General features: G+C 32.6%; 18 protein-coding genes and 1 other RNA gene. 8 read left to right on the top strand and 11 right to left on the bottom strand.

Going from position 1 to position 24,977, the window contains the following annotated elements; translation table 11 throughout:
- Nucleotides 1-13 precede the first annotated feature (13 nt).
- The 3 genes from ACHRVX_RS21030 to ACHRVX_RS21020 form a co-directional block, all read right to left on the bottom strand.
- Nucleotides 14-1,036, bottom strand: coding sequence for a glycosyl hydrolase family 18 protein (locus ACHRVX_RS21030; protein ID WP_395335919.1), 1,023 nt, complete (start codon nucleotides 1,034-1,036; stop codon nucleotides 14-16).
- 87 nt (nucleotides 1,037-1,123) lie between these two features.
- Nucleotides 1,124-2,647 carry a SusD/RagB family nutrient-binding outer membrane lipoprotein gene (locus tag ACHRVX_RS21025; protein WP_395335916.1) on the bottom strand — a complete coding sequence of 508 codons (1,524 nt, stop codon included), beginning with the start codon at nucleotides 2,645-2,647 and terminating at the stop codon, nucleotides 1,124-1,126.
- Nucleotides 2,648-2,658: 11 nt separating this feature from the next.
- Entirely contained in the window at nucleotides 2,659-5,847 is a 3,189-nt protein-coding gene (locus ACHRVX_RS21020) for a SusC/RagA family TonB-linked outer membrane protein (RefSeq protein WP_395335913.1), read from the bottom strand.
- A 269-nt stretch (nucleotides 5,848-6,116) separates the two neighbouring features.
- On the opposite strand from ACHRVX_RS21020, the gene ACHRVX_RS21015 reads away from it, so the two are divergent.
- From ACHRVX_RS21015 to ACHRVX_RS21005, 3 genes are all read left to right on the top strand, one after another.
- Nucleotides 6,117-7,169: a sensor histidine kinase gene (locus tag ACHRVX_RS21015; protein ID WP_395335910.1), complete on the top strand. Its 1,053-nt coding sequence runs from the start codon at nucleotides 6,117-6,119 to the stop codon at nucleotides 7,167-7,169.
- Nucleotides 7,159-7,860: a LytR/AlgR family response regulator transcription factor gene (locus ACHRVX_RS21010; RefSeq protein ID WP_394773142.1), complete on the top strand. Its 702-nt coding sequence runs from the start codon at nucleotides 7,159-7,161 to the stop codon at nucleotides 7,858-7,860. The genes ACHRVX_RS21015 and ACHRVX_RS21010 overlap by 11 nt, the downstream gene beginning before the upstream one ends.
- 176 nt (nucleotides 7,861-8,036) lie before the next feature.
- Nucleotides 8,037-9,506, top strand: a complete 1,470-nt coding sequence (locus ACHRVX_RS21005) for an MFS transporter (protein WP_395335907.1) — start codon at nucleotides 8,037-8,039, stop codon at nucleotides 9,504-9,506.
- Nucleotides 9,507-9,708: 202 nt separating this feature from the next.
- Here the strand turns inward: ACHRVX_RS21005 and ACHRVX_RS21000 are convergent, their stop codons facing one another.
- Complete coding sequence (locus tag ACHRVX_RS21000) at nucleotides 9,709-10,206, bottom strand: hypothetical protein (RefSeq protein WP_395335904.1); 498 nt, start codon at nucleotides 10,204-10,206, stop codon at nucleotides 9,709-9,711.
- A 90-nt stretch (nucleotides 10,207-10,296) separates the two neighbouring features.
- Nucleotides 10,297-10,953, bottom strand: coding sequence for a fructose-6-phosphate aldolase (gene fsa / locus ACHRVX_RS20995; RefSeq protein ID WP_395335901.1), 657 nt, complete (start codon nucleotides 10,951-10,953; stop codon nucleotides 10,297-10,299).
- A 268-nt stretch (nucleotides 10,954-11,221) separates the two neighbouring features.
- Between fsa and ACHRVX_RS20990 the strand changes: the two genes are divergently transcribed.
- Nucleotides 11,222-12,508: an ATP-binding protein gene (locus ACHRVX_RS20990; protein ID WP_395335899.1), complete on the top strand. Its 1,287-nt coding sequence runs from the start codon at nucleotides 11,222-11,224 to the stop codon at nucleotides 12,506-12,508.
- Between the two features lie 91 nt (nucleotides 12,509-12,599).
- Here the strand turns inward: ACHRVX_RS20990 and ACHRVX_RS20985 are convergent, their stop codons facing one another.
- From ACHRVX_RS20985 to ffs, 4 genes are all read right to left on the bottom strand, one after another.
- Nucleotides 12,600-13,403, bottom strand: a complete 804-nt coding sequence (locus tag ACHRVX_RS20985) for an SDR family oxidoreductase (RefSeq protein WP_395335897.1) — start codon at nucleotides 13,401-13,403, stop codon at nucleotides 12,600-12,602.
- Nucleotides 13,404-13,451: 48 nt separating this feature from the next.
- Nucleotides 13,452-14,411, bottom strand: coding sequence for a hypothetical protein (locus ACHRVX_RS20980; protein ID WP_395335895.1), 960 nt, complete (start codon nucleotides 14,409-14,411; stop codon nucleotides 13,452-13,454).
- A gap of 2 nt (nucleotides 14,412-14,413) precedes the next feature.
- A complete protein-coding gene (locus ACHRVX_RS20975) occupies nucleotides 14,414-15,880 on the bottom strand; it encodes an MBOAT family O-acyltransferase (RefSeq protein WP_395335893.1) in 1,467 nt (488 codons plus the stop codon).
- A gap of 180 nt (nucleotides 15,881-16,060) precedes the next feature.
- An RNA gene (ffs, locus tag ACHRVX_RS20970) (signal recognition particle sRNA small type) lies at nucleotides 16,061-16,158 on the bottom strand.
- An 87-nt stretch (nucleotides 16,159-16,245) separates the two neighbouring features.
- On the opposite strand from ffs, the gene ACHRVX_RS20965 reads away from it, so the two are divergent.
- On the top strand, nucleotides 16,246-17,298 hold the full coding sequence (locus ACHRVX_RS20965; protein WP_395335891.1) for a glutaminyl-peptide cyclotransferase: 1,053 nt from the start codon (nucleotides 16,246-16,248) through the stop codon (nucleotides 17,296-17,298).
- 151 nt (nucleotides 17,299-17,449) lie between these two features.
- Nucleotides 17,450-18,688 carry an imidazolonepropionase gene (gene hutI / locus ACHRVX_RS20960; protein ID WP_395335889.1) on the top strand — a complete coding sequence of 413 codons (1,239 nt, stop codon included), beginning with the start codon at nucleotides 17,450-17,452 and terminating at the stop codon, nucleotides 18,686-18,688.
- Nucleotides 18,689-18,996: 308 nt separating this feature from the next.
- On the opposite strand, the gene ACHRVX_RS20955 is transcribed toward hutI, so the two are convergent.
- Nucleotides 18,997-19,875 (bottom strand): hypothetical protein, encoded by an 879-nt coding sequence (locus tag ACHRVX_RS20955; RefSeq protein ID WP_213298448.1) that lies wholly within the window; start codon nucleotides 19,873-19,875, stop codon nucleotides 18,997-18,999.
- A 97-nt stretch (nucleotides 19,876-19,972) separates the two neighbouring features.
- Here ACHRVX_RS20955 and ACHRVX_RS20950 point away from each other — a divergent pair, with 97 nt between their 5' ends.
- On the top strand, nucleotides 19,973-21,010 hold the full coding sequence (locus ACHRVX_RS20950; protein ID WP_395335887.1) for a formimidoylglutamase: 1,038 nt from the start codon (nucleotides 19,973-19,975) through the stop codon (nucleotides 21,008-21,010).
- A gap of 297 nt (nucleotides 21,011-21,307) precedes the next feature.
- A complete protein-coding gene (locus ACHRVX_RS20945; protein ID WP_395335885.1) occupies nucleotides 21,308-22,558 on the top strand; it encodes a DEAD/DEAH box helicase in 1,251 nt (416 codons plus the stop codon).
- A gap of 135 nt (nucleotides 22,559-22,693) precedes the next feature.
- Here the strand turns inward: ACHRVX_RS20945 and ACHRVX_RS20940 are convergent, their stop codons facing one another.
- Nucleotides 22,694-24,892, bottom strand: coding sequence for a response regulator (locus ACHRVX_RS20940; RefSeq protein ID WP_395335883.1), 2,199 nt, complete (start codon nucleotides 24,890-24,892; stop codon nucleotides 22,694-22,696).
- Nucleotides 24,893-24,977 lie beyond the last annotated feature (85 nt).

Here is a 24,977-nt window from a genome sequence, read left to right as displayed (position 1 = left end):
CCTTCTAAAATGATTAATTCCCGCACAATCCTGTGGTTCGAACTTTTAAACTTGTATATTTTTTATGAATTATATCTAATAAAGAATATTCAGTAAAAGAATCCTGCGCTAGTTCCCAAATCATTATTCCTCCGGTATTTTGAGAAGCGAAGGCTACTTTTTGGTCAATTGTTGATCTGCCGTTATAATATATATTTCCAAGTTCGTCGAGATCTGCAAATTCAATTCCGGCTTCGACAATTTCGGCGTACGTAGAACTGCTAACATCCGGATTAGTAAAATTATAACCGTAAAAAGGAACACCAAGCGTTAGTTTATCACTTGGAATATTTTGAAGTTTATGCCAAAAATTGATTCCTTCTTTGGCAAAATCAAAAGAACTATGTTGTCCGGGATTATTGGGAGTCCACGGTCCGGTACTATCATATCCCATTATATTTATAAAATCGAATGCATTTAATGCTTCTGTATTTATATTTTCGAAACGGGAATTATTGGGCAAAGCTGCTGTCAATATTTTTTTATGTTTAGTAAGACTCTTTTTTAATTCAATTACAAAACCACTATATCCTGAAGTTACCGCATTCCATTCAAGATCAACATCTACTCCATCTAAATGATGCAATTCGATAAAATTTATAATGTTTTGAATAAAAGCGGGTCGGTTTTCAGGTTGATCAATGAAAAAAGACCAATTTAAAGCCTGTTCCTCTGATATCACACCACCGGCTAACGAAATACTAATTATAATTTTAGGATTAACCGATTTTGCATATCGAATTAGAGCATCAATATCTCCATTAAAAATTAAATTTCCGTTTTTATCCGGATTTGCAAAAGCAATATTTAAATGTGTCAATTTGCAAAACTGTATTGAGGTCATTTTATTACTGTTATCAGATGATAAATACCCTACAACTCTTGCCGTTTTATTTGAATTTTCAATATCAGTTGGTTTTTCAACCGAGCAACTGTAAGCTGAAAAAAGTGAACTTATAAAAAAAAGGATGCCTAATAAGGCTTTATTTTTTATCATAATTTTTAATTTAAACGTATTGTTTTTAATCTTAATTAGAATGAAAATAACACCTCATCAGGCATGACTTTATTATGGAATTAGTATCTAATTTTTATCCCACCAAACTTTATTCAACCAATCATTTTTACCACCCATTCTTGACAAAGCTTCTAAATAATTTGTTTCATTTTTCTGCATTTCATCATTTGGATAATACAAACGTGTTGGTGTGATTCCTCCTGTTTCAGAATCGGGATTTGTTATTGCAATTAATTGCGGGAATCCTGTTCTTCTCCAGTTGGAGTAAGCCTCGATACTATTAAAGATATAAGTGATCCAGAGTTGCGTTGCAATTTGTTCTTTTTCTTTTCCTGCTGTTAAGGGTTTTGCATTTAAATAAGTATCAATACTCGCCTGAGTTGCCGGTTCAGCACCATAAATTTCTAATTGTTTGATACCTGCTTCAACTCCTTTTCTATAATAATCAGCGGCACTTCCTGCAACCCATCCTCTAAAAGCGGCTTCTGCAAGCAACAATTGAGTTTCTGAATAACTTACATGTAAAAATGGTGTTGTTTTTTTCTTAAAATAAGATTGTATTCCTGATGTAGAGCTTGCTCCCATTGGAACTTCCCATTGAAAAAGTCCTGGCTTAACACCTTCATATAAAGATTCTCCCGGTTGTATAGAGCCTCCATAAGCAATGCCACTTGTTGTTTTAGGGGTTGCATACATGGTTAATCTTGGATCTCCGTTATCTTTTAAAAAGTTGATGACCAAAGTACTAAAGTGATCTCCGTTTTCATTTCCATTAAAAGCATACGCCAGACCATTTCCTCTAAAATCGATAGATGCAGGATCATCATTAAATGTTGCGTCTAAGTGCTGCATGATACAGTTATCCTCATTACTTGTAAATAATCCTGCCTGCAAAGCTGCTTTTACCTGCTTTTCAGCTTCAGCAGGTTTTACTTCAGAAATTCTCATTCCTAAACGCAATCGTAAAGTATTGGCAAGTTTTTTCCATTTTGTAATGTCTCCGTTATAGAATAAATCACCTTTTACAAGTCCGCCACCAGTATTTAACTGATTATAAGCTTCTTCTAAATCTTTAAAAAATGAGGTATAAATATCTTCCTGCTTGTCATATTTTGGGGTAACAATTGCTTTAGAAAATCCTAGTCCCGCTTCAGAATATGGAATATCTCCATAAATATCCGTAATACGCTGCGCCACCATTACTTTCATGATTTTTGCAACGGCATTCATATTTGCAGCAGCAGGATCTGCTTGTGTCTTTTCCAGAATGTCTACCACATTTTTCAATTCGTTTTGGTAACCATTTCTCCATAATGCAGTTGCATATCCATCGTCTTTTTTAAATTTGCTTCCAAATTCGGTTACATTCCACGCTCCTGCATAATGCTGCACAAAACCACCTGAATAAATTAGATTGGTTCTCCATTGGTAGAATCCATCACCTGACATAGCCAACTGTGTAAAACTAAGTTGACCGGCTGGATTTGCAGACAATGCAACTGGATCTTTTTCCAGTTCGTCAAAATTTTCGGTACAGCCAACCACGGTAAACAATGCGAGTATGGCTATTATTATTTGTTTAAATTTCATAATTTCTTTTTTTAGAATGCAACTTTAATATTAAACCCAAATGATCTTCTAAAGGGTAATGAACCATATTCAAATCCTTGTCCGTTTCCGGAAGTATACATGGACTCCGGATCAACGTTTGGAAGATCTTTGCTAAAAGTCAATAGGTTTCTTGCAAATGCCGAGATATAAATTGAATTAATTTTTGCTCCTGCAAATACACTTTTTGGAATCGTATATCCTAAACTTACCTCTCTTAATTTTACATAGGAAGCATCGTAAACAAACGGTGCCGGTGTATTATTAAAAACTGTATTCCAGTAATCCTGAGGATTAACAGGAGTTGTATTTTTTGTATATACAGGATTATCTGCTGTTCCGGTATTGACAACACCTTCTGCAACATAACCTGCAGTTGGCACCCATGTTGACTGGCTAAAATTAGGATCATTGGCTACAGCCTGAGCTCTTGCCTGGTTGTATGCATCTCTGCCTTCTGTAGTTACATCAAGAAGTCCTTTTGTTGCTGCAACTGAATTTGTCATGGAATATACATCCATTCCAAATTTCATATCCAGTAAAAACTGAAGCGTAATCCCTTTATAAGTGAATCTGTTTGTTAAACCCGCAGCCCAATCCGGAAGTCCTTTTCCTAATGCTACTTTTTCATCTGTAAATAAGGGTAAACCATTTGCGGCAACTACTTTTTCTCCGGCTTCATTTCTTAAAAAATCCCTTCCCATAATAGTTCCGTATTGTCCGCCAACTTGTGCTACGATTGCAGCTCCCGCCCAACGTGCTTCAGAAATAGTATAAGTATCAATATCCGGATGTAAGGAAAGAATTGAGTTTTTATTTTTTGAGAAGTTCAAATCAATTCCCCATTCAAAATCTTTCGTTTTTATAGGCGAACCGGATATAAAAAGTTCGATACCTTCGTTTCGTAATTCTCCTGCATTTACAGATATATATTCATATCCGGAAGTGGCAGATGAAGGCAAATCAAGTGTCTGATCTGATGTATCTTCGCGATATACTGTAATATCTGCTCTTAATCTGTTTTTGAAGAAAGCCGTTTCAAGTCCAAATTCAATTCCTGTTTTTGACTGATAGGTTAAATCAGGATTTGGTGCGGCACTATTTTTAATATTGACAACACTCTGCCCATTATAAGATGCAAAAGTGGTATAATTCAATGCATTTTTATACGCTCCCGGAGCATTTGAAACCTGCGCCCATGAAGCTCTTAATTTTCCATAAGAAAAAGAATCTCCCTGTATGCCAAAAGCATCTGAGAATACAAAACCTAACGAAGCGGCAGGATAAAAGGCATCTTTATTAATGACACTAAACCAGTCATTTCTACCGGTAAACTCTGCATATAAATATCCTTTGTAATCAAATTTTGCAGAACCGTAAACGGAGTTTGTTCTGGTTTCGGTGACAACCGGAGCATTTTCTGTCTGATTCACAAAATTGCTGATATATTCTGTTCCCGGCTCAATAATTTTTGTTCCGAATCTTGAATTTTGTTCTCTTTTAAAATCTCTTCTGCTTGCGCCTAAAATTCCGGAGAAAGTAAAATCTTTCGCTAATTTTATGTCGCTGAAAGTCGCGATTAAATCAGTATTCATTTCTGATACATTGATCGTATTTAAACCCAGATATCCCTCATCTCTTCCCGGCCATGTACTTCCTGCCGCCATAAAATCCTTAGCATTAAATACATAAGTATCTAAACCTGTTCTAAAAGTTAATGCTGCCCATTTTTTTAACTGATAAGTTCCGGCAACATTCCCTATAAAGCGATTCTTAACAGATGCGTTATGATTTTCCTGTGTTGTAAAATAAGGATTCAACAAATAGACGTTATTGTTCCAGGGATAAATTTGACCTGTTTCCTGGTTTTTATAATTCTTAAGCCATGCCTGATCAATATTCGGGGCCAAACCGCTTAATGAATATCCCACATTGTTAGGTGAATCTCCTAAACCGGGTCTGTTATTGGTGTTTTCTGCAATATAATTTACGTTCGCATCCAGAGTAAATTTATCTGATTTTAAAGTAGCATTCAAACTCGCATCGTTTCTTTCCAGACCTGAACCCGGAATCACGTCATCATTTTTCAGGTTATTAAATCCAAAACGGACAAATGCATTTTCACCTCCACCGGAAACCGCAACTCCATTTGTAGTAGTAAATCCGGTTCTAAAAAAATCCTGAATATTGTTCTCTACTTTTGCGTAAGGCCGCATTGAACCGTCAAATATTTTTACCTGTTGTCCTACTGCTTCAGAAAACTTAGGTCCCCAGGCATTTGTTGTATATCCATAAATTTCTGTAGGTGCTTTTATTGGATCCGGCAAAACTCCGTTTGATCCTGTCCCGTAATCACTTTGAAAATCTTTGTATTTAGCATTCACTCTGTCAAAACTCACGCCGCTGGTTAATTCGACCTGAAGTTTTCCTTTGCTTCCTTTTTTAGTGGTAATTAAAATTACACCATTCAAAGCTCTTGATCCGTATAATGCTGCTGCGGCCGCACCTTTTAATACGGTCAAACTTTCAATGTTATTTGGATTAATCCCGGAAATCCCGTCTCCGTTATCCCTTCCGTCAAACCATTTGCTTGTTGCAGCGCTATCATTAGACAAGCCACCATTATCAATTGGGATTCCGTCAACAATATAAAGCGGCTGATTACTCTCGCCTATACTTGAAATACCTCGTATAATGACTCTTGTACTTCCTGCAACTCCGGTGGCAGGAATCGAAACATCAACTCCGGCTATTTTGCCTGAAAGCGATGTCATCACATTGGGTGTAATTACTTTATTTAACTGATCGCCTTTTATATCCTGAACGGCATATCCCAGTTCTTTCTTCTGCCTCTTAATACCTAAAGCAGTAACTACAACTTCATTTAAATTTTGAGCATCTTCTGTCAGCACTACATTTATAGTAGCCGAAGTCGATACAGTGACCGTTTTAGTTTTAATTCCGATATACGAAAAAACAAGCACATCTCCTGTAGATGCCTGTATCGTATACATACCGTCATAATCAGATTGGGTTACCGTTTTTCCGCCCTGAATAATAATACTTACTCCCGGAAGCGGCAATCCGTTTTGATCGCTTACTAAACCTTTGATTGTTTTTACTTGGGCAAGCGAGACCTGCGCAGTAAATACAATCATAAAGATTAACATAATTTGTTTCATTTTTTCATGGTTTTCTTGGTTAAGCGATAAATTTATTGTTAAAATTAACATAAATAAAACATTTTAAACAAACAGCCCAAAACCTTAAACCAACGACACAAAACAATCAATAATACGTTTTACGAAAACGATATCCCAAGTAAATAATATATTAATTCGGTTTTTTTATAAAATTTTATTTAAAAGAATTGCGTTTTACCCAGTAATTGTTTAAAGTTGCACAATATTTCTTAAGAAGAAACAAACCCCATAAAATCATTAAATCAAAGTTGACTGAAATTCAAAAATTAAAATTTGACATTAAGCTTAAAAATCACGTTTGGTTTTGGGGAAGCTACTTCACCCTTAACTTTTTACGATGGGGAGCGTACTTTAATGATTATCCGTACTCGTTTAAATCCAACCTGATTGAGTTTTCATTACACATTCCGTTAGTGTATTTCAATCTTTTTGTTTTAGTACCGCGTTATGTTCTAAAGCAGAAATACATTACGTATACTGTTTCCCTGATAATAAGTCTGTTTGGTATTTATTTATTAAAAACCGCCTTGACCTATTATATTATTTCCGAAAATATATGGCCGGAAGCCAACAGGGAATATCACCCTTTTGAAATCAACCATATTGTTGCCGTTTGTATTGGTGAATTGTATGTTCTTGCCATGGCTTCATCTGTTTATCTGACTTTAACCTGGCTAAGGGAACGCGAAAGAAATCGATCATTAAGAGAAAACCAGTTCAAAATCAAATTAAAGTATCTGGAAAACCAAATTCAGCCACATTTCTTTTTCAATACACTCAATAATCTGTATGCTTTATCATTAGAATCGTCTGATAAAGTTCCTGATGTGATTATAAAACTGTCAAATTTGATGGAATATGTTTTATATGATGTAAAAGGAACCAAATTTGTTCCCTTAATTAAAGAGATTGATTACATTCAAAATTATATCGAAATTGAGAAGCTGCGCTTTGAAAACGTTGAGGTTACGGTTAATTTAGAATCGAATATCGAAGACATTGTTGTTCCTCCTTTAATTTTTATTTCATTGGTCGAAAATGCCTTTAAACACGGCGGTGTCAACAATAATAACCTAAAAATTAAGATCAATTGTAAAGTTATCGACAACAAAATGTTAGATTTTGAAATCTTAAATAATTTTGTAAATTCACAAAATCTAAATGCTAAAGGCGGAATTGGTTTAGTGAATACTAAAAAGAGACTAAAATTAATTTATAAAAACAATTTCAGTTTAAAACATAAAACGAAATTAAACTACTATATAATCCGTTTGCAAATACCTATTAATAATGAAGATTAAATGCGTGTTGATTGACGATGAGCCATTAGCGATCAAAGTCCTGCAAAATTATTTCACCAATTTTACAGATTTTGAGGTAATCGGCACATTCAATAATTCTCTGGAAGCGCTGGATTTCATCAACAGCACTCCGGTTGATGCCGTATTTCTGGATATTAACATGCCTATGATGACCGGTTTTGAACTCATTAGTTTAATCGAAAATAAAACCAAAGTGATTATAACCACTGCATTTAGGGAATTTGCTGCCGAAAGCTACGACCTTGATGTTTTAGATTATTTAGTAAAACCCATTCCGTTACCGCGATTTATAAAATGCATCAATAAAATCACCACCGAATACAATTTAAAAAACAATATTAAAGTCGAAAACACAAAAGGCGACTCTCATATTTTTATCAAAGTCGATAAAAAAATGATGAAAATTAATATCGAAGAAATTTTATTTGTTGAAGGAATGAAGGAATACATAAAAGTGGTAACCCCTGATAAAACCTATATTACCCACAAATCTTTAACCTCATTATCTGAAGAATTACCGGCAGATCGTTTTTTGCGCATACATAAATCCTATGTAATTGCACTTAATAAAGTAAAATCTATTGAAGGAAATCGTATTCAAATCCAATCGTACACTATTCCGATAGGCAGAAATTACAGCAAAGAGGTGAAAAACAAAATTCTTGAATAAAATCTAATTCATAAATTCATTTTCTAACTAGGTATAAATTAACACATTGTTGAAAAAATGATGCCGTTGGTTTAAATTTAACATTATTTGTGCCTTTTTATTTTTTTTTGATATACTTAACAAATATATTTACGGTCTTCAAAAAACAATAAAATAAAAAATTAACCTCTTAAATTATGAGTTCAGAAAATGTTCAGACCAAATGGGGACAGTTTATCTCGTTGATAATTGTTTTCTTCTTCTGGGGTTTTGTTGGTTCAGCCAATGATATCCTAATTCCAGTATTCAAAAAAGTATTTACATTATCACAAGTACAATCACAATTAGTGGCTTGGGCATTTTATGCCGCGTATTTCGTAGGATCAATGATTTTCTTTTTAATATCTTTAAAAATAGATGTTTTACAAAAATTCGGATACAAAAAAACCCTTTCTGCTGGTTTATTACTTTCAGCATTTGGATCATTTTTATTCATCCCGGCTGCAACAATGGAAAGTTTTCCATTCTTTTTAACAGCTTTATTTACAGTAGGTTTAGGGTTTTCAATCCAGCAAATTGTAGCAAATCCGTTAGCTATTAAAATGGGAAGTCCTGCTACAGGAGCTCACCGTTTGACTCTGGCAGGAGGAATCAACTCATTTGGAACTACAATTGGAGCCATTTTATTAGGAATCGCTTTGTTTGGAATGGGAGATAACAAAAACACGTCACTTTCATTAGAAGATATCAAACTACCATTTATAATTTTAGGACTTGCTTTTATAGTAGTCGCAATTTTCATGAACTTCTCTAAAATCGAAGACCCGGTAAAAGAAGAGGAAGTAATCGTTAAGGTAGCACACGAAAAATTCAACATTTCAGATTATCCACAACTTTATTTAGGTATGTTGGGAATCTTTATTTATGTTGGAACAGAAGTAACAATTATCAGTAATTTACCGGCTTTATTACACACAGCAGAGTTTGGAAATGTACTTGAAGACGCTATCGCTCCATTTATTGCTCTTTATTGGGGTAGTTTAATGATTGGTCGCTGGAATGGTGGTGCAAACGTTTTCAACACTTCAAACTTAGTAAATACAGCATTAAAATTTATTGTTCCTGCTGTAGCATTCGGAGTAATTATTGGAGCTAATATTTTTGCTGCGCATGATGTTTCTTCATTCTACATTTACCCAATCTGGATTTTATTGTTTATTGCAGTAAGTTTTGTGGGAGGTAAAAATGCAGGAAAAACATTGATGCTTTTTGGTATCTCAGGTTTATTAATGATGCTTGCAGGATTAGTTTGTCCGGATCCGCAAATTGCTAAATTTTTCTTTATCTCTGGAGGATTATTCTTGTCTATCATGTGGCCATCAATCTTCGATTTAGCGATTGCAGGATTAGGTAAAAACACAGGAAAAGCATCTTCATTCCTTATCATGATGATTCTTGGAGGAGGAGTTATTCCTTTAATTCAAGGAAGCATATGTGATATTGATCTTACAAGCCCTGAAGGAATTTTCGGAATCACATGGACACATTTTTCATACATTGTTCCGCTTATTGGTTTTGCATATTTAGGATTCTATGGTTTCTATTGTCCTAAAATATTAAAAAGACAAGGAATAAATCACGTTGAAGGTGGCGGTGGAGGTCACTAATTCAAAATAAAAAACAATAAAAAAATCCCAAATTCCAATTTTAATAACTGGAATTTGGGATTTTTTATTTACAACTATTTTAAAAAACCGTCAGGTTTCGTGCGTTCAAAACCTCTGAGCCTTTGAATCTCTGAACCCTTGCACCTCTGAACCTTTGCACCTATAAACCTCTGAACCTTCACAAATCAGTAACTAAGAACCTTTACTTAGCATTAATTACATTCTCTAAATTCTTTTTAAAAACAGCTTTATTTTGCGCAGTTAAGGTATAGACAACATCTTTATCAGCGTGAATTATTACCTTATCGATATTGGCTTCTAAAAGTGCTTTAGGATCTTTAATTTTCAAAGTACAAGCACCATCAAAATAACCATCTTCCTCAATAATCTTTTTAGCATCAATAATAGTTCCATCCGTCAATACAGCCGAAATAGTCATTGTATTATTCAATGTCTTCGAATAAAAACCATCCATGACCAATAACAACCTATATGAATTTTTCAATTCAGGACCTTTAAACTCATGACGCGTAATATTATACCGCAACCCTTTCGCCAAAGTCTGAAATTGTTTCGAACAATCCAGTTCAAAACTAGCTACATCACCGGCTTCATTAACATGCTTTAAAATTTTAGCTGTCTGAGCATTTGCAGCAATATTTCCAATCAAAAAAACTAAAACTAAGATCACTTTTTTCATATGTACTTATTTTTGAGACCTATAAATATAAAAAAAATCGCCATCTTTCTATTGAAAAATGACGATTTTAATTATTTAAGTATCTCAGTATTAATTATTTCCTTTTTCGAAATCAGCAACAAATTGAGCCAGTCCAATATCAGTTAACGGGTGTTTCAACAATCCGTAAATTGCAGAAAGAGGTCCGGTCATAACATCAGCACCAATTTTAGCACAATTTACAATATGCATTGTATGACGCACAGAAGCAGCTAAAATTTGAGTCTCATATCCGTAGTTATCATAAATTAATCTGATTTCTTCAATCAAATTCAAACCATCAGTTGATACATCATCTAAACGACCAATAAAAGGAGAAACATAAGTAGCTCCGGCTTTTGCAGCCAATAAAGCCTGACCTGCAGAAAACACAAGCGTAACATTTGTTTTGATTCCTTTATCAGAAAAATATTTTGCAGCCATTACACCCTCTTTTGTCATAGGTAATTTTACCACGATTTGCTCATGTAATTCAGCTAATTCTTCACCTTCCTTAATCATTCCATCATAATCCAGCGCATTAACTTCAGCACTAACATCACCTTCAACAAGATTACAAATGTCAACATAATGCTTTAAAATGTTGTTTTTTCCGGTAATACCTTCTTTAGCCATCAATGACGGATTAGTCGTTACACCATCTAATACACCTAAAGCCTGTGCTTCTTTAATTTGAGCTAAATTAGCTGTGTCAATAAAAAATTTCATAATTATATCTATTTAATTGTGTTCCATTTTTGGGCGTTCCCCAAGGGTCAGGCTATCCACTATATCTTTTATTTTTCTAAAGAAAAAAAATAAAAGGATATCGTTCCTATCCTTAACGCAAATTCGGTGCGAAATTACGATTTATAATTTCCATAAAATAAAAAACTAAAAAAAAAATCTAAAAAGTCAGTATCCATTTGTGGTAATCCTGTAAGATGATACTAAATTTATTTTTGTACTTTTATACCATCAAAATTCCCCCCTTAAAGTGCTAGAAGATAATTTCAAACAAGACATACTAAACATCGAGAACATTTCAATTGTTCCTAACCTGCTCAACGTTATTTGCCAAACCACCGGAATGGGTTTTGCAGCAATAGCAAGAGTCACAGAGGATCGATGGATTACTTGCAGCGTACACGATAATGTTTCTTTTGGTCTAAAACCGGGAGACGAATTGAAGATAAAAACAACAATTTGTAACGAAATCAGGCAAAATCCAAAACCTGTAATCATCGATAATGTAAGCGAAGACCCATATTATCACGATCATCATACTCCGGCAATGTACAAATTACAGAGTTACATTTCTGTACCGATTATTCGTCAGGACGGAACATTTTTTGGAACTTTATGTGCCATTGACCCAAAACCAAACAGCCTGAAAGAATTCAAAATCAGCGAAATGTTCAATTTATTTGCCCAGCTAATTTCGTTTCACCTTTCGGCAATTGAACAATCAGTAGAAAACAAACTGGTTCTCCAGGAAAAAACACATCTTCTTGAAAAAACAGTCGATGAGAAAAAAAGTATCGAGAAAAAATTACTCCAAAAAAATATTTCACTTGAAAAAATGAACAGTGAGTTAGAAGCTTTCAACTATATTTCAAGTCATGATTTGCAGGAACCTCTAAGAAAAATACAGCTTTTTACAGATACAATTGAACGAGAAGAATCCGGCAATTTATCCGAAAAAGGAAAAACTGCTTTTCATAAAATCAAGACATCTGCTTTTAGAATGCAAAATCTGATTAATGATCTTTTAATCTATTCTAAAACGAAATTTGATGATCGAAAGTTCGAAGTAAAAGACTTAAATATTATCGCAAAAGATGTTATTGAAGATCTTACAAATGAGTTTGAAAATAAAAATGTAACTTTTGATATACAAGAGCTGGGAAAACTTTCAGTAATCGAATTCCAATTCAGGCAACTACTTTATAATCTTATCAATAATTCATTAAAATTTGCAAGTCCTGACCGAAATTTAGTCATAACAGTATCAGCAAAAATCACCAATGGAGAATTAGAGAAACTTGCTCCGCTTACTCAATATTACACTATAACAGTTGCAGATAATGGTATTGGATTTGAACCAACGTATAGCGAAAAGATATTTGGACTTTTCCAGGCTTTGCACACTAAACCTTTAAAAAGTACCGGAATTGGACTTACAATAGTAAAACGAATTGTAGAAAACCACAACGGTTTTATTAAAGCCGCAGGAGTTTTAAATGAAGGAGCAAAATTTGAGATTTTTATTCCGGTAGAATAAAAAAAAAGTTCACAAAGCTTTGTGTTGACGTAGCTTTGTGAACTTTGTGTTTATCTCTCTCTCTCTCTACAATGATTTTGAGATTGACCCTTTATAGCTTGTAATGATTCATCAGCATCTTTTCGTAGACTTTATCCGGCAGTGCACGCTTTAAAACGATCGAGAACTTCTGCATAAAAGCACCCACTTTATAATGAACGTTTGGCTTTTTTTGCTGCATTATTTTATAAACCGCTTCTGCCATTTCATTAGGATTACTTCCTGCATCAACATGTTCGTTCATTGTTGTGAGTGTATCACCATATACTTTTTCATAAGCAGAACCTTTTATAACCGGCGCATGATAACGACCGGATGCAATATTAGTCGCAAAATCGCCTGGCGCTACGTTTGTAATTTCGATTCCAAATGACTTCACTTCCATACGCAAAGCCTCGGTAATTAATTCCAATGCCCCTTTTGATGCTGAATAAACGCTTCTGTAAGGCAATCCCATATAAGCTGCAATCGACGTAATATTAATAATCAAACCTGATTTTTGTTCGCGCATTTGTGGCAAAACAGCTTTCATTACTTCAATTGGACCAAAGAAATTAGTTTCAAAATTATTCCTGATCTCCTGCGTTGGGATTTCCTCTAAAGGTCCCGTGATTCCAACACCTGCATTATTAATAACCACATCTAATCTTCCGGAAGTGGCAATAATTTTAGCTACAGCAGATTGAATTGATTCAGCATTTCGAACATCTAAGGCAACCAATGGAAAAATTGAATTGAACACTTTTTCAGGATTTCGACTCGTTCCATAAACCACGAAACCTTTTTTATGTAAAAATTCTCCAATTGATTTTCCAATCCCTGATGATCCTCCGGTAATTAAAACGACTTTGTTCATTTTATTTTAATTATAAATTATTACTTAACCTCTGCTAAACAGAAGGTATTATTTTTTATCATTAATAATTTCACTTATTTTTTTTGAAAAAATAGCAACTCCTTTTTTGTTCATATGTGAAGAGTTATAAAAATTTTCTTTTTTTAAACATATTGAATCTTTTAAAAAATTATAGTACGCAATATTGTTTTGTTTTGAAATTTTACTTAAAATCTTATCAATACATTTTTTATTATTTGGCATATAGAGATCTGATTCAAAATAAGATGGAGACCAAACAAAAAAGACTTTAATATTATGACGTTTACAGTCGCTCATAATTTCATTTAAAACTTTAAATCCCTTTTTATATTCATCATAATTAAAATTATCTTTTAATTTATCATCCTCTACCATCTTCTTAAAATTCAAATAGTCTTTTTCTATCCAATTTATATCATTTTCAATGTAACCATCTTTATTTTTAGGACAAAAAAATGAAGTTTTCAACGATCGAATTTGCTGATAAATATTCACTTCATATCCCCGGTATTTATAAATTGGAATATACTTTTCAAAATAATAGTCACTATCTAGATCTTTAGCAACAGCTATATATTCTCCTCTATTTAAATATGGTAAATATTGAAATTTATTATATATTTCCTCAGATCGTTGTAGTGAACTACTGTCCAAATCTAAGATCAATATTTTAGGTTTAATATTGTGATCCAAAAATGATCTCCATCTCATTTGTAAAATATCATAATGAGTACCGCTCAAACCTAAATTATAAGTTTTTAAACCTGTTAATTGACTAATTATTTGAGTGTCATAATGAACCTCTGCCCTTGATGTTCCTAAAACAACAATCTGTGCATTAATTTTTCCATCATAAATCTGGCTCCATGTATTATTACTACAGCTATTATCTTTTTGCAAATAAAAGTCAATTGTATATTGAATACCACACAATAACAGATATACAATAATAACAGCACTAATAAGTTTTAAAATAAATTTTTTCATAATTAAAATTGAAAATAAATAAAACTGGCAGCTTGATTTTTAATTGAAAATAGTATACTAATTATTGCGAATAAATAAAAAATATATTTTAAAAATGTTGAGCTTCTGGTATTGTAAAACTTTTCAAAAACTATATCATCGTTCTTATAATACCACTCTATAATTAAAAATACTCCTAAATAAAAAAATAAAGGTCTAATACTTAATTCATACATTTTAGCACTTTGAATAGTAAAGAGACTGTCCAGTTTAAAAATTCCTTTAATATAGCTAAAAGCATCAAGTAAAGATTTTGACCTAAAAAAGATCCATGCGAAAGTTGTAAGAGTGAAGGTGACAAAAATATCTCGAAACTCATTAATTTTTGACAAAATATCTTGTTGGAAATTATGATTGTCCCTTAAATATTTTCTATTCTTTTTTCTTAAAAATGATGGAATAAAGTATAATGCATTTAATATTCCCCAAAATAGAAAGGTCCAGTTTGCACCATGCCAAAACCCACTTAATACAAAAATAATGAAGATATTACGTATTGATTTTACTAGAGACACTTGAGATCCCCCTAATGGAATATAAACATAATCCCTGAACCAGGAAGATAATGAAATATGCCAGCGTCTCCAAAAATCAGCAATATTCCTTGAAAAATAAGGTGTTTTGAAATTTGTGATTAAATCAATACCAAGCAATTTCGCTACTCCAATAGCAATATCTGAATATCCAGAGAAATCACAATAAATTTGAAAAGAAAAAAGAACAGCACCAAGTATTAATGTACCACCAGAATAATTGGAATAATTTTGAAATATATCATCTACAAAAATTGAACAAGTATCTGCTATTACAATTTTTTTAAAAAGTCCCCATAAAATTTGTCTTAAGCCATTGACAGCTTTTTCATAATCAAAAATTCTTTTTTGTTTTATTTGTGGTAAAAGATGAGTGGCTCTTTCAATTGGTCCTGCAACTAATAATGGAAAAAAGCTAACAAATACTCCATACTCAACGAATTTTTTCTCTGATTTTATTTTTCCTTTATAAATATCAATAATATAGGATAATCCGTGAAAAGTATAAAATGAGATACCAACAGGTAAAATAACATTTAAAGTTTTAGGATTTAGAGCATATCCAAAATTTAAAAAAAGATCTGCAAATGAAGTGACAAAAAAATTATAGTATTTAAAAATTCCTAAAAAACCAAGATTTATAGAAATACTCAACCAAAACCAAAATCGTTTAGCGTTTTCACTTTTAGCATTTGAAATTTTAATTCCAGAATAATAATCCAGTAAAGTTGAAAAAACAAGTAAAAACAAAAAGCGCCAATCCCAGAAAGCATAAAAAACATAACTGGAAACTAATAGAAGTAGATTTTGCAATTTTAAACTCTTATTAGTTATAAACCAATAAAGTATAAAAATCAGGAGGAAAAATAGTGCAAAATTCAAAGAGTTAAAAAGCATTTTTATTTTATTTAGTTTTCCTTATTATACATTAAAAACCTTAAAAGCTACTTTTCACACTCAACTAATTGCCTCATAAAAATTTTAACATTTCCCAAAAATAAAAAAATCCTCCATAAGGAAGACTACTTTTAAATTAATTCTAAAAAAAAATCTGAATATAAATTCAGATTAAAAAAAAAATGGCAAGCGACCTACATCGCACCGCTCAACCACGTACCCTTGCTATGTTCCCATCCTGGGGGAGTCTGCAGGAGCTGGTCGTGTAGGACTTGCCGGTGCAAATATACAATCTTTTTATATTTTTGCAAGGCCTTGTTGCTATAAAAATATCGTCGTATATTGGCTTATTCAAATTTTAAACTATGAAAAAATATAACTTCCTAACTATCATTTTATTAGGAATCACATTAATTGGATGTGGAGATACAAAAAAAGGTGAAAATTCTTTATTTAACATTGATGATTCGGCTTTTCCGGCACATTTTAAACAACAAGAAGCAATTTCTATTGGAATTTTGAATCCAAATTCGAAAGAAATTGACAGCGTTGCATACTTTATTAATGATAAAAAAGTAGGAAGTACAAAAGGTACCGAAAAATTCAAATATGCATTAAAAGATCAAAAACTGGGATATCAGTATTTAAAAGCAACCGTGTATTTTGGATCTGATTCGTCTGATGCTACAAAGCGTATCGAACTGGTTTCTGATATTGAACCTAAATTATTAAAATACAAAGTTGTTAATACCTATCCTCACGACAAACAAGCTTTTACTGAAGGATTTGAGTTTTACAACGATACTCTATATGAAAGCACAGGTCAGGAAGGCGCTTCGCACATTAAAAAATACGATTACAGAACAGGAAAAATTTACAAACAAATTGATCTTGATAAAGAATATTTTGGTGAAGGAATCACTTTTATCGCTGGAAAATTATTCCAATTGACTTATAAAAACAAAAAAGGTTTTATCTATGATGCGAAAACATTAAAATTAGAAAAAACTTTTGTTTACGAGAAAGAAATTGAAGGCTGGGGAATGACAAATGACGGTAAATATATTTATCAAACTGACGGGACAGAGAAAATCTGGAAAGTGGATCCGGCTACTCAAAAAATGGTAGATTATATCAACGTATATTCAGGAGATTCAAAAATTAAAGCTATTAATGAGCTGGAATGGATTAACGGAAAAATCTATACTAATGTTTGGTTTAAAGATGCAATTGCGGTAGTAAATCCCGTTTCAGGAGCTGTTGAAGGAATTTTAAATATGTCGGATTTACGCAAATCTATGACGGACATTACTAAAGATGATGTTTTAAACGGAATTGCTTACAATCCTAAAACGAAAACAATTTTTGTAACGGGTAAAAACTGGAGCAAAATGTTTGAAATCTCAGTTTCAGAATAAAGCAAAAAGGGAATATTCATTTTTTAAATTCCAATATTTTAAACAGGAATTTGCTTCGCCTGTTCCCTTTGATCGGGTCACGAATTTCACGAATTAATTTAATGTTAATTTGTGAAATTTGTGTTTTATAACAATACAACTAAATCCATATATGATTACTCTTATCAAAAATATAAAAGAATTACTTCAGGTTCGCGAAACTTCAATTAGTAAAGTTTCAGGAGCCGAAATGGCAATACTTCCTACCATAAAAAATGCTTTTTTAATTTTAAGAAATAATCTAATTGAGGACTTTGGTCCTATGGAAAATCTTCCTGAAATCAAAGCCGAAAAAATTATCGATGCAACGGGAAGAATCGTTTTACCATCATGGTGCGACAGCCATACACATATTGTTTATGCAGGAAATCGCGAACAGGAATTTGTAGACAGAATCAACGGATTTTCCTATGAAGAAATAGCCAATCGCGGTGGCGGGATTTTAAATTCGGCTAAAAAACTAAACGAAACATCTGAAGAAGAAATCTACAAGCAATCAAAACTAAGATTGGAAGAAGTGATGCATTTAGGAACCGGAGCCGTCGAAATAAAATCCGGCTATGGCTTAACGATTGAAGGTGAACTGAAAATGTTACGCGTTATTAAAAAGCTGGCTCAAAATTATCCCATTACTATAAAAGCAACATTTCTTGGCGCCCACGCTTTTCCTGTACATTATAAAGACAATAAAGCAGGTTATATTGATGAAATCATCACTAAAATGCTTCCTGAAATTGCCCAAAATAAATTAGCAGATTATGTTGATGTATTCTGTGAAATAGGTTATTTTTCTGTTGAAGAAACCGAAAAAATAATGGAAGTGGGAATTAAATTTGGCTTAAAGCCAAAAATCCACGTCAATCAATTTAATTCTATTGGAGGAATCCAGGCAGGAGTTAAATTTAAAGCCCTTTCTGTAGATCATCTTGAAATTATGACACCACAAGATATTGAAGCTTTAAAAAACACCGAGACGATGCCTGTAGCATTACCTTCATGCTCCTACTTTTTGAGTATTCCCTATACGCCGGCACGAGAAATGATAAAAGCAGGACTCCCAATAGCATTGGCAACAGATTTTAACCCCGGTTCTACTCCATCCGGAAATATGAATTTTGTGGTTGCAACCGCTTGTATCAAAATGAAAATGACGCCGGAAGAAGCCATCAACGCAGCAACGATAAACGGCGCGTATGCAATGGGAATATCTGAAACTCATGGAAGTATTACTAAAGGCAAAAAAGCCAATTTAATCCTTACAAAACCTATTTCATCCTATTATCAAATTCCTTATGCTTTTGGCAGCAATCTGATTGAAAGTGTCTTTGCAGAAGGAGAAATTTTAGCATAATGACTAAACACAAGTCAGAATTAAGCTTTAATTTTTGAAACATTAATATAGAAAAAAAACACAAAGTTCGCAAAGCCAAATCGACGCAAAGTTTTGCGAACTTTGTATTTTATAAAACATAACTTTTAAAAATCTAGCGAACTTTTAGGTTAAATTCATCCTTACAATAGCTCCGCAGTTTTTTATTTTGATCCATATTTCTTTTCCTTTGGTCTGGAAAAAAAACAATTTAATTCCATAAAAAAAGGTCTGTGAAAAATCACAGACCTTTAATATTTTAGTGGTATTCTTACTTAAACGACAGATTCTTATCTTAAGTTAAAACTAGTTTTAGAAACTAATTCGTCATTATCAAAAACATTGATAAAATAAGCTCCTTTAGCAAAATCTTTACCTGGTAAATCTTCACTTACGTTAACTGTTTTATTTTCGTACTTAACAGTAGTTTTAAAACTATAAGTTAAAGTGTTATCACCAAAGCTTTCTGTTTTTTTATCTCCTAAAACATTGTTTTTAGAGTCGATAACTTGTACATAATACGTTTTATCACCAGATTTAGCGATTGAATTTTCAGCAACCGTAAAACTAATTTTCAAAACGTCAGCGCGGCTTGCTTTATCAGTTTCAACTTGTTTTCCTGAGCTTTTTAATTTGTAAGCTGCAGTTTTTGTATTCAAAATGGACAATTTAGCCCCTTTTTCAACAGTTTTAGCCAATTCTTCGTTTTGACCAACTAATACTTCATTATACTTTTTAGATTCACCTAAAACTACGATTGTACTATCTCTCTGAACTGTTAAAACACCATTTTGTTTTTTCAATTCGTCATTTTCAGCCACTAAGGTTTTCATTTTACCTTGCATAGCCTGAACCTGAGATCTAAATTTAGATACATCACCTTTTGATTTATTTAAATCATCCATTAGAGCGACTACTTTATCTCTTTCCTGAATTAACTCATCAGACATTGACGTGTTTTCTGCGATTGCTGCATCATAAGTTGTTTTTAACTCTTGCAGATCTTTCATAACAGATTCTTTCTCTGTCAATGTTGACGTAAGTTCAGTTTTTGTAACATCTGAATCTGACGACAATTTAAAAATATACACTAAGCTACCAATCAGTAGGACTGCTAAAACTGCGATTACCGCTTTTAGACTTGAGTTGTTGTTCTTCGGGTTTTCCATATTTAAAAAATTTTCTTTAAAACAAATTTAAGAATTAATATAAGGTTATAACGTAAGTTAATACAATTATATTATTTTTGGAAAATAAATTTTTTTCATGGAGAAATTAGTCCCGTTTACTATCAATGATTTAGCAAAAGTCACAAATCATCGAAGTGGTGAAATAAAGTTTGGCGAAAAGATGATTATCATCCCAAAAGGCGTTGATAAGGTCGAATTTCTAAAAGAAAGCGAAGCCAAATATGTTCTTTTGGGAATTCCCGAAGATATTGGCGTGCGTGCCAATTACGGAAGGCCGGGAACAGCGTCGGCATGGGAAAATGCTATAAAAAGTATTGCAAACATTCAGCACAACCGTTTTTCAAAAGGAAGTCAGATCATTGTTTTAGGGCATATTAATGTGACTGAAGAAATGCGTGATGTAGAAAACCTTGATTTCAACGATATCGACGACCGCTCAAAATTAAGTCAGTTAGTCGAAAAAATTGACAAAGAAGTTTCTCATATTATATTTACGATTATAAAAGCCGGAAAAACTCCTATTATCATCGGCGGAGGTCATAATAATGCGTACGGAAATATAAAAGGTTCGGCTTTAGCCAAAGGAAAACCAATCAATGCCATAAATTTTGATGCCCATTCTGATTTTAGAATTCTGGAAGGACGTCACAGCGGAAACGGTTTCTCTTATGCTTATGAAGAAGGTTTCCTGAAAAAATATTTCATTTTTGGTTTACACGAAAACTATACTTCAAAAAGTGTTTTGGATATTATCAAAAAACTGGAGGACAGAGTTCGCTACAATACTTACGACAGTGTTAATATCCGTAAGGAAAAAGATTTTGATAAGGAAATGGCTTTGGCTTTAGAATTTATCAAAACCGATTCTTTCGGTATTGAAATTGATCTCGACGCAATTCCTAATATTGCCAGCAGCGCCATGACAATCAGCGGATTTTCTGTTGAAGAATTACGTCAGTTTATATCCTTTTTCGGACAGCACAGAAATGCGACATATTTACATATTTGCGAAGGAGCGCCGGATTTAGCAGATTCTCCAAATAATAATTTAATAGGCAAATTAATTGGTTATTTAATCACTGATTTTATTAAAGCCAATAACGAAAAAGAATAATTCACCTCATTATAATTTATTTTCAACATATAGTCCCGATAGGTATCGGGACCGGGATTTCATACTCTTAAAAAAAGTTTCACTTATTTTAAAAGCACAAAGTTCACCAAAAGAGAATATTTCTATGTGTTGAATTAATTTATAATTTGCGACAAATGCGTTACTTCATTAAGATATTAAGATCTGGAAATTAGCGCATTTGGCAAATAATGCAAGATTCAAATAAACGATTGGTCGAATAAACCTATCTTTGCACAGAATTTTAGTACTTAAAACTAAATTCTTAATACCTAAGATATGTTATTCGAAGATTTATCACTTTCAAAAAGTATACAAAAAGCCGTATTTGAAGAAGGCTACCTTAACCCTACTCCTATTCAGGAACAATCCATTCCGATTGTTTTGGCTGGAAGCGATTTAATTGGTTGTGCCCAAACCGGTACAGGAAAAACTGCTGCATTTGCAATCCCAATCATACATCAGTTACACCGAATTGTAGGTTCAACCAAAAAAGCCAAAGTAATTCGTGCTCTTATAGTTACTCCTACTCGTGAATTAGCAGTTCAAATTGGACAAAGTTTTGATACTTATGCTAAATATACCAACTTAACTCAATTGACGATTTTTGGCGGAGTTTCGCAAAATCCTCAAGTAGATGCATTACGAAACGGAGTTGACATTTTAGTAGCAACGCCGGGAAGATTACTGGATTTACAAAAACAAGGGTTTCTTGATTTAGATCATTTACATACTTTAGTTTTAGATGAAGCTGATCAAATGCTTGACATGGGTTTTATAAACGATGTAAAAAAGATCGTAAAATTAACGCCTAAAAACCGTCAGACATTATTATTTTCTGCAACGATGCCAATTGCAATTCGTGAATTAGCCGAAATGTTTTTGCAGGATCCGGCAAAAGTAGAAGTTTCTCCGGTTTCATCAACAGCCGAAAATGTAGAACAACGCGTTTATTTTGTTGAAAAAACAGAAAAAAGAAATCTGCTATATCATTTGATCAAAAATGAAGATTTATCAAACGTATTGGTTTTTTCAAGAACAAAACACGGAGCTGATAATGTTGTAAAAGCACTTAGAAAAAATAATATTGCAGCCGAAGCAATTCACGGTGATAAATCACAAAATGCAAGACAACGTGTTCTTGATGCTTTTAAAAACAAAGAAGTTGGTGTTCTTGTCGCTACAGATATTGCTGCACGTGGAATTGATATTGACCAATTACCATTTGTAATCAATTTTGATTTACCTAATATTCCTGAAACTTATGTTCATAGAATTGGTAGAACAGGACGTGCCGGAAACGGAGGAATTGCAATTTCTTTTTGTAGTAAAGACGAACATCCTTATTGGAAAGATATCCAGAAATTGATAAAAGTTGATGTGAAAACTATTTCAGATCATCCGTATCAATGGCATGCAGGAAGTCCAGAAGCAACGGCAGAGAAACCTAAAAATTCAAACCGAAGCGGTGGAGCACATAAATCAAGAAAATCTGAAGTTTCTAAGCAAAATAAAAAACGCTGGTACTAAACCTGTAATTCATACAGGAATATTATAGATAAACTCTAAACACGAATTTCACTAATTGCCACTAATTCTTTGATGAAATTAATTTTACAAATTAATTAAAACATTAAAATTTGTGCAACTTGTGAAATTCGTGTTTTATTTTTTTGTGCTTAATTCGTTTTTTGCTTCTTGTATTAAGTAGCTTATAATTTTAAACAGCCTGACAGGTTCAAACGGTTTAATGATAATATCGTTAATTCCGGATGAAATTGCCTCATCTGTGATTTCATCTTTATCAAATGCAGTTAACGCCACGATAGGCGTTTTTACATCTTTTAAACGAATTCGTTTTGTGGTTTCAAATCCGTTCATCAAAGGCATATTGATATCCATTAAAATAAGATCAAACTCTTCTTTTTCCAGTATTGCCAAAGCAGCAAAACCATCATCGACTACTTTACAGGTGTAATTATTTTTTTCGATAATTTTTTTTGTCACTAATTGGTTGATCAGATTATCCTCTACAATCAGGATTTTATAAACCTCACTTGAAGTTAAATCAACCTCAATTTCGTTTATAATTTTGTTTGTTTTTTGAGGATCATGTTCAAAAGGAATAATGAACATAAACGAAGTTCCTTCGCCAATATTACTCTCTAAGAAAATGGTGCTCCCAAAAAGCCCTAATAATCTCTTCACAATACTCAAACCTAATCCTGTCCCCTGATAATCCTCATCTTTGCGACCCACCTGAACAAATTTCTCGAAGATTTTGCCCTGATCTACAGTTGCAATTCCAATTCCATTGTCTTTCACAATAAAATCGAGGAAATATATTTTTCCTTCTATTTTATTTAGTTTTACAATAATTTCAACTTCACCATTTTTAGTAAATTTCAAGCCATTACTCACTAAATTCATTAAAACTTGAGCGAGTCGTAGTTTATCTCCAATCAAATATTCCGGAATATCAGCGTCGATAGAGACCGATATTTCATTGTTGTTTTTTTGGCATAAAAAAGACAGCGAATTTTTGATCATCGTTATTTCATCGGAAATATTAAATGTCAAATTCTCTAATACTACTTTATTTTCTTCGATTTTATTGATTTGTAAAATATCATTTACCAGCGATAATAAATATCTTGCCGAAAATTTTAAAGAACTCAAATGCAGGCTTCGGGATAATTCCTTATGTTCTTCCAGCAGCATATTTGTAATTCCGACCACACCATATAACGGAGTACGCAATTCGTGGCTTATAGTCGAAATAAATTGAGTTTTCAACAAAGAAGCTTCTTCTGCAATTTCTTTTGCTTCTAAAAGCTCTAAATTGTGTTTTTTCTTAAATCTGATATTTTTTATCAAAGTGATTATTAGAAAAAGAAGAATAAGGGAAATCAGAACAAAAAGGATAACAATAATTCTGGATTTTTTCAGGCTTTGAAATTGCGAATCTTTTTCGCTTTCAATTTTATCAATTTGTCTTTTATATTCATCTAATTCAAGATTAAATCCTGCGATAGAAGCTTTCTTAAGTTTTTCCTGACTGTATAATTCTTCGGTAATTTTATTATAAGCTTCAATATTATCATAAGCTTCTTTATACTTTTTAAATTTCTTCAGAAACTTAGAATATTCTAAATGAGCGTAAGACAAATCTGATTTTTCGCCGGTATTTTTTCCTTGTTGAATGGCTTTTATAAAAAATCCATTTGCCGCTTCATATTCATTTATAGAACTCAAATACATTCCGTTAAGCATATTGACAACAATTTCCGTTGACTCATCGCCGTACTTTTTTGTATTACTGTTAATAAATTTCAAAAAAGGATAACCCGCTTTATATTGCCCTATATCAAAATATGCCCATGCTAAATTTACGTTTGTAAAATAAACCTGGTTCATTTGGTTCATTTTTAAACTGTAAGCAATTGATTTTTTATAATAATCAATTCCTTTGTCAAATTGTTTTTTTTCGAAACAATAAATATTGCCCAGATTATTATGAAGACTGTATTTTATAGAATCATTATTTGTTTTGTTCGCGTAGAATAAACCTTTGTTGTAGAAAAAAATAGCCTTATCAAACTCTGATAATTCACTATAATTTCCTGCGATAATTTTGTATGATTTCGCAATTAAAAAATCATTTTTTGAAGCTGTAGCATAATTTAAGGCTTTGCGGGAAGTGATTAATGATCTTTCGAAGTTAGATTCTTTATAATCATTCCATGCCTCTTTTACCATTGCAGCAATTTTCTCATCTGCTATATTTTCAGATTGCGCAATTGCCGAATTGGCAAAACAATTCAGTAAAAATAGTAACAGTAAAAAAATCCGCATTTGGGGCATAAATCGGCTAATTTCATCAAATATACGTTTAAAAATAAAAAAAAGCCGTATTTCAAATAAAAATACGGCTTTACTTACTTTATTT

Origin of the sequence: Flavobacterium sp. FlaQc-47 (genome assembly GCF_044006475.1) — a bacterium.
Lineage (GTDB): Bacteria > Bacteroidota > Bacteroidia > Flavobacteriales > Flavobacteriaceae > Flavobacterium.
Note: the sequence above shows the minus strand (reverse complement) of the source record. Positions and strands in the feature narration are given on the sequence as shown.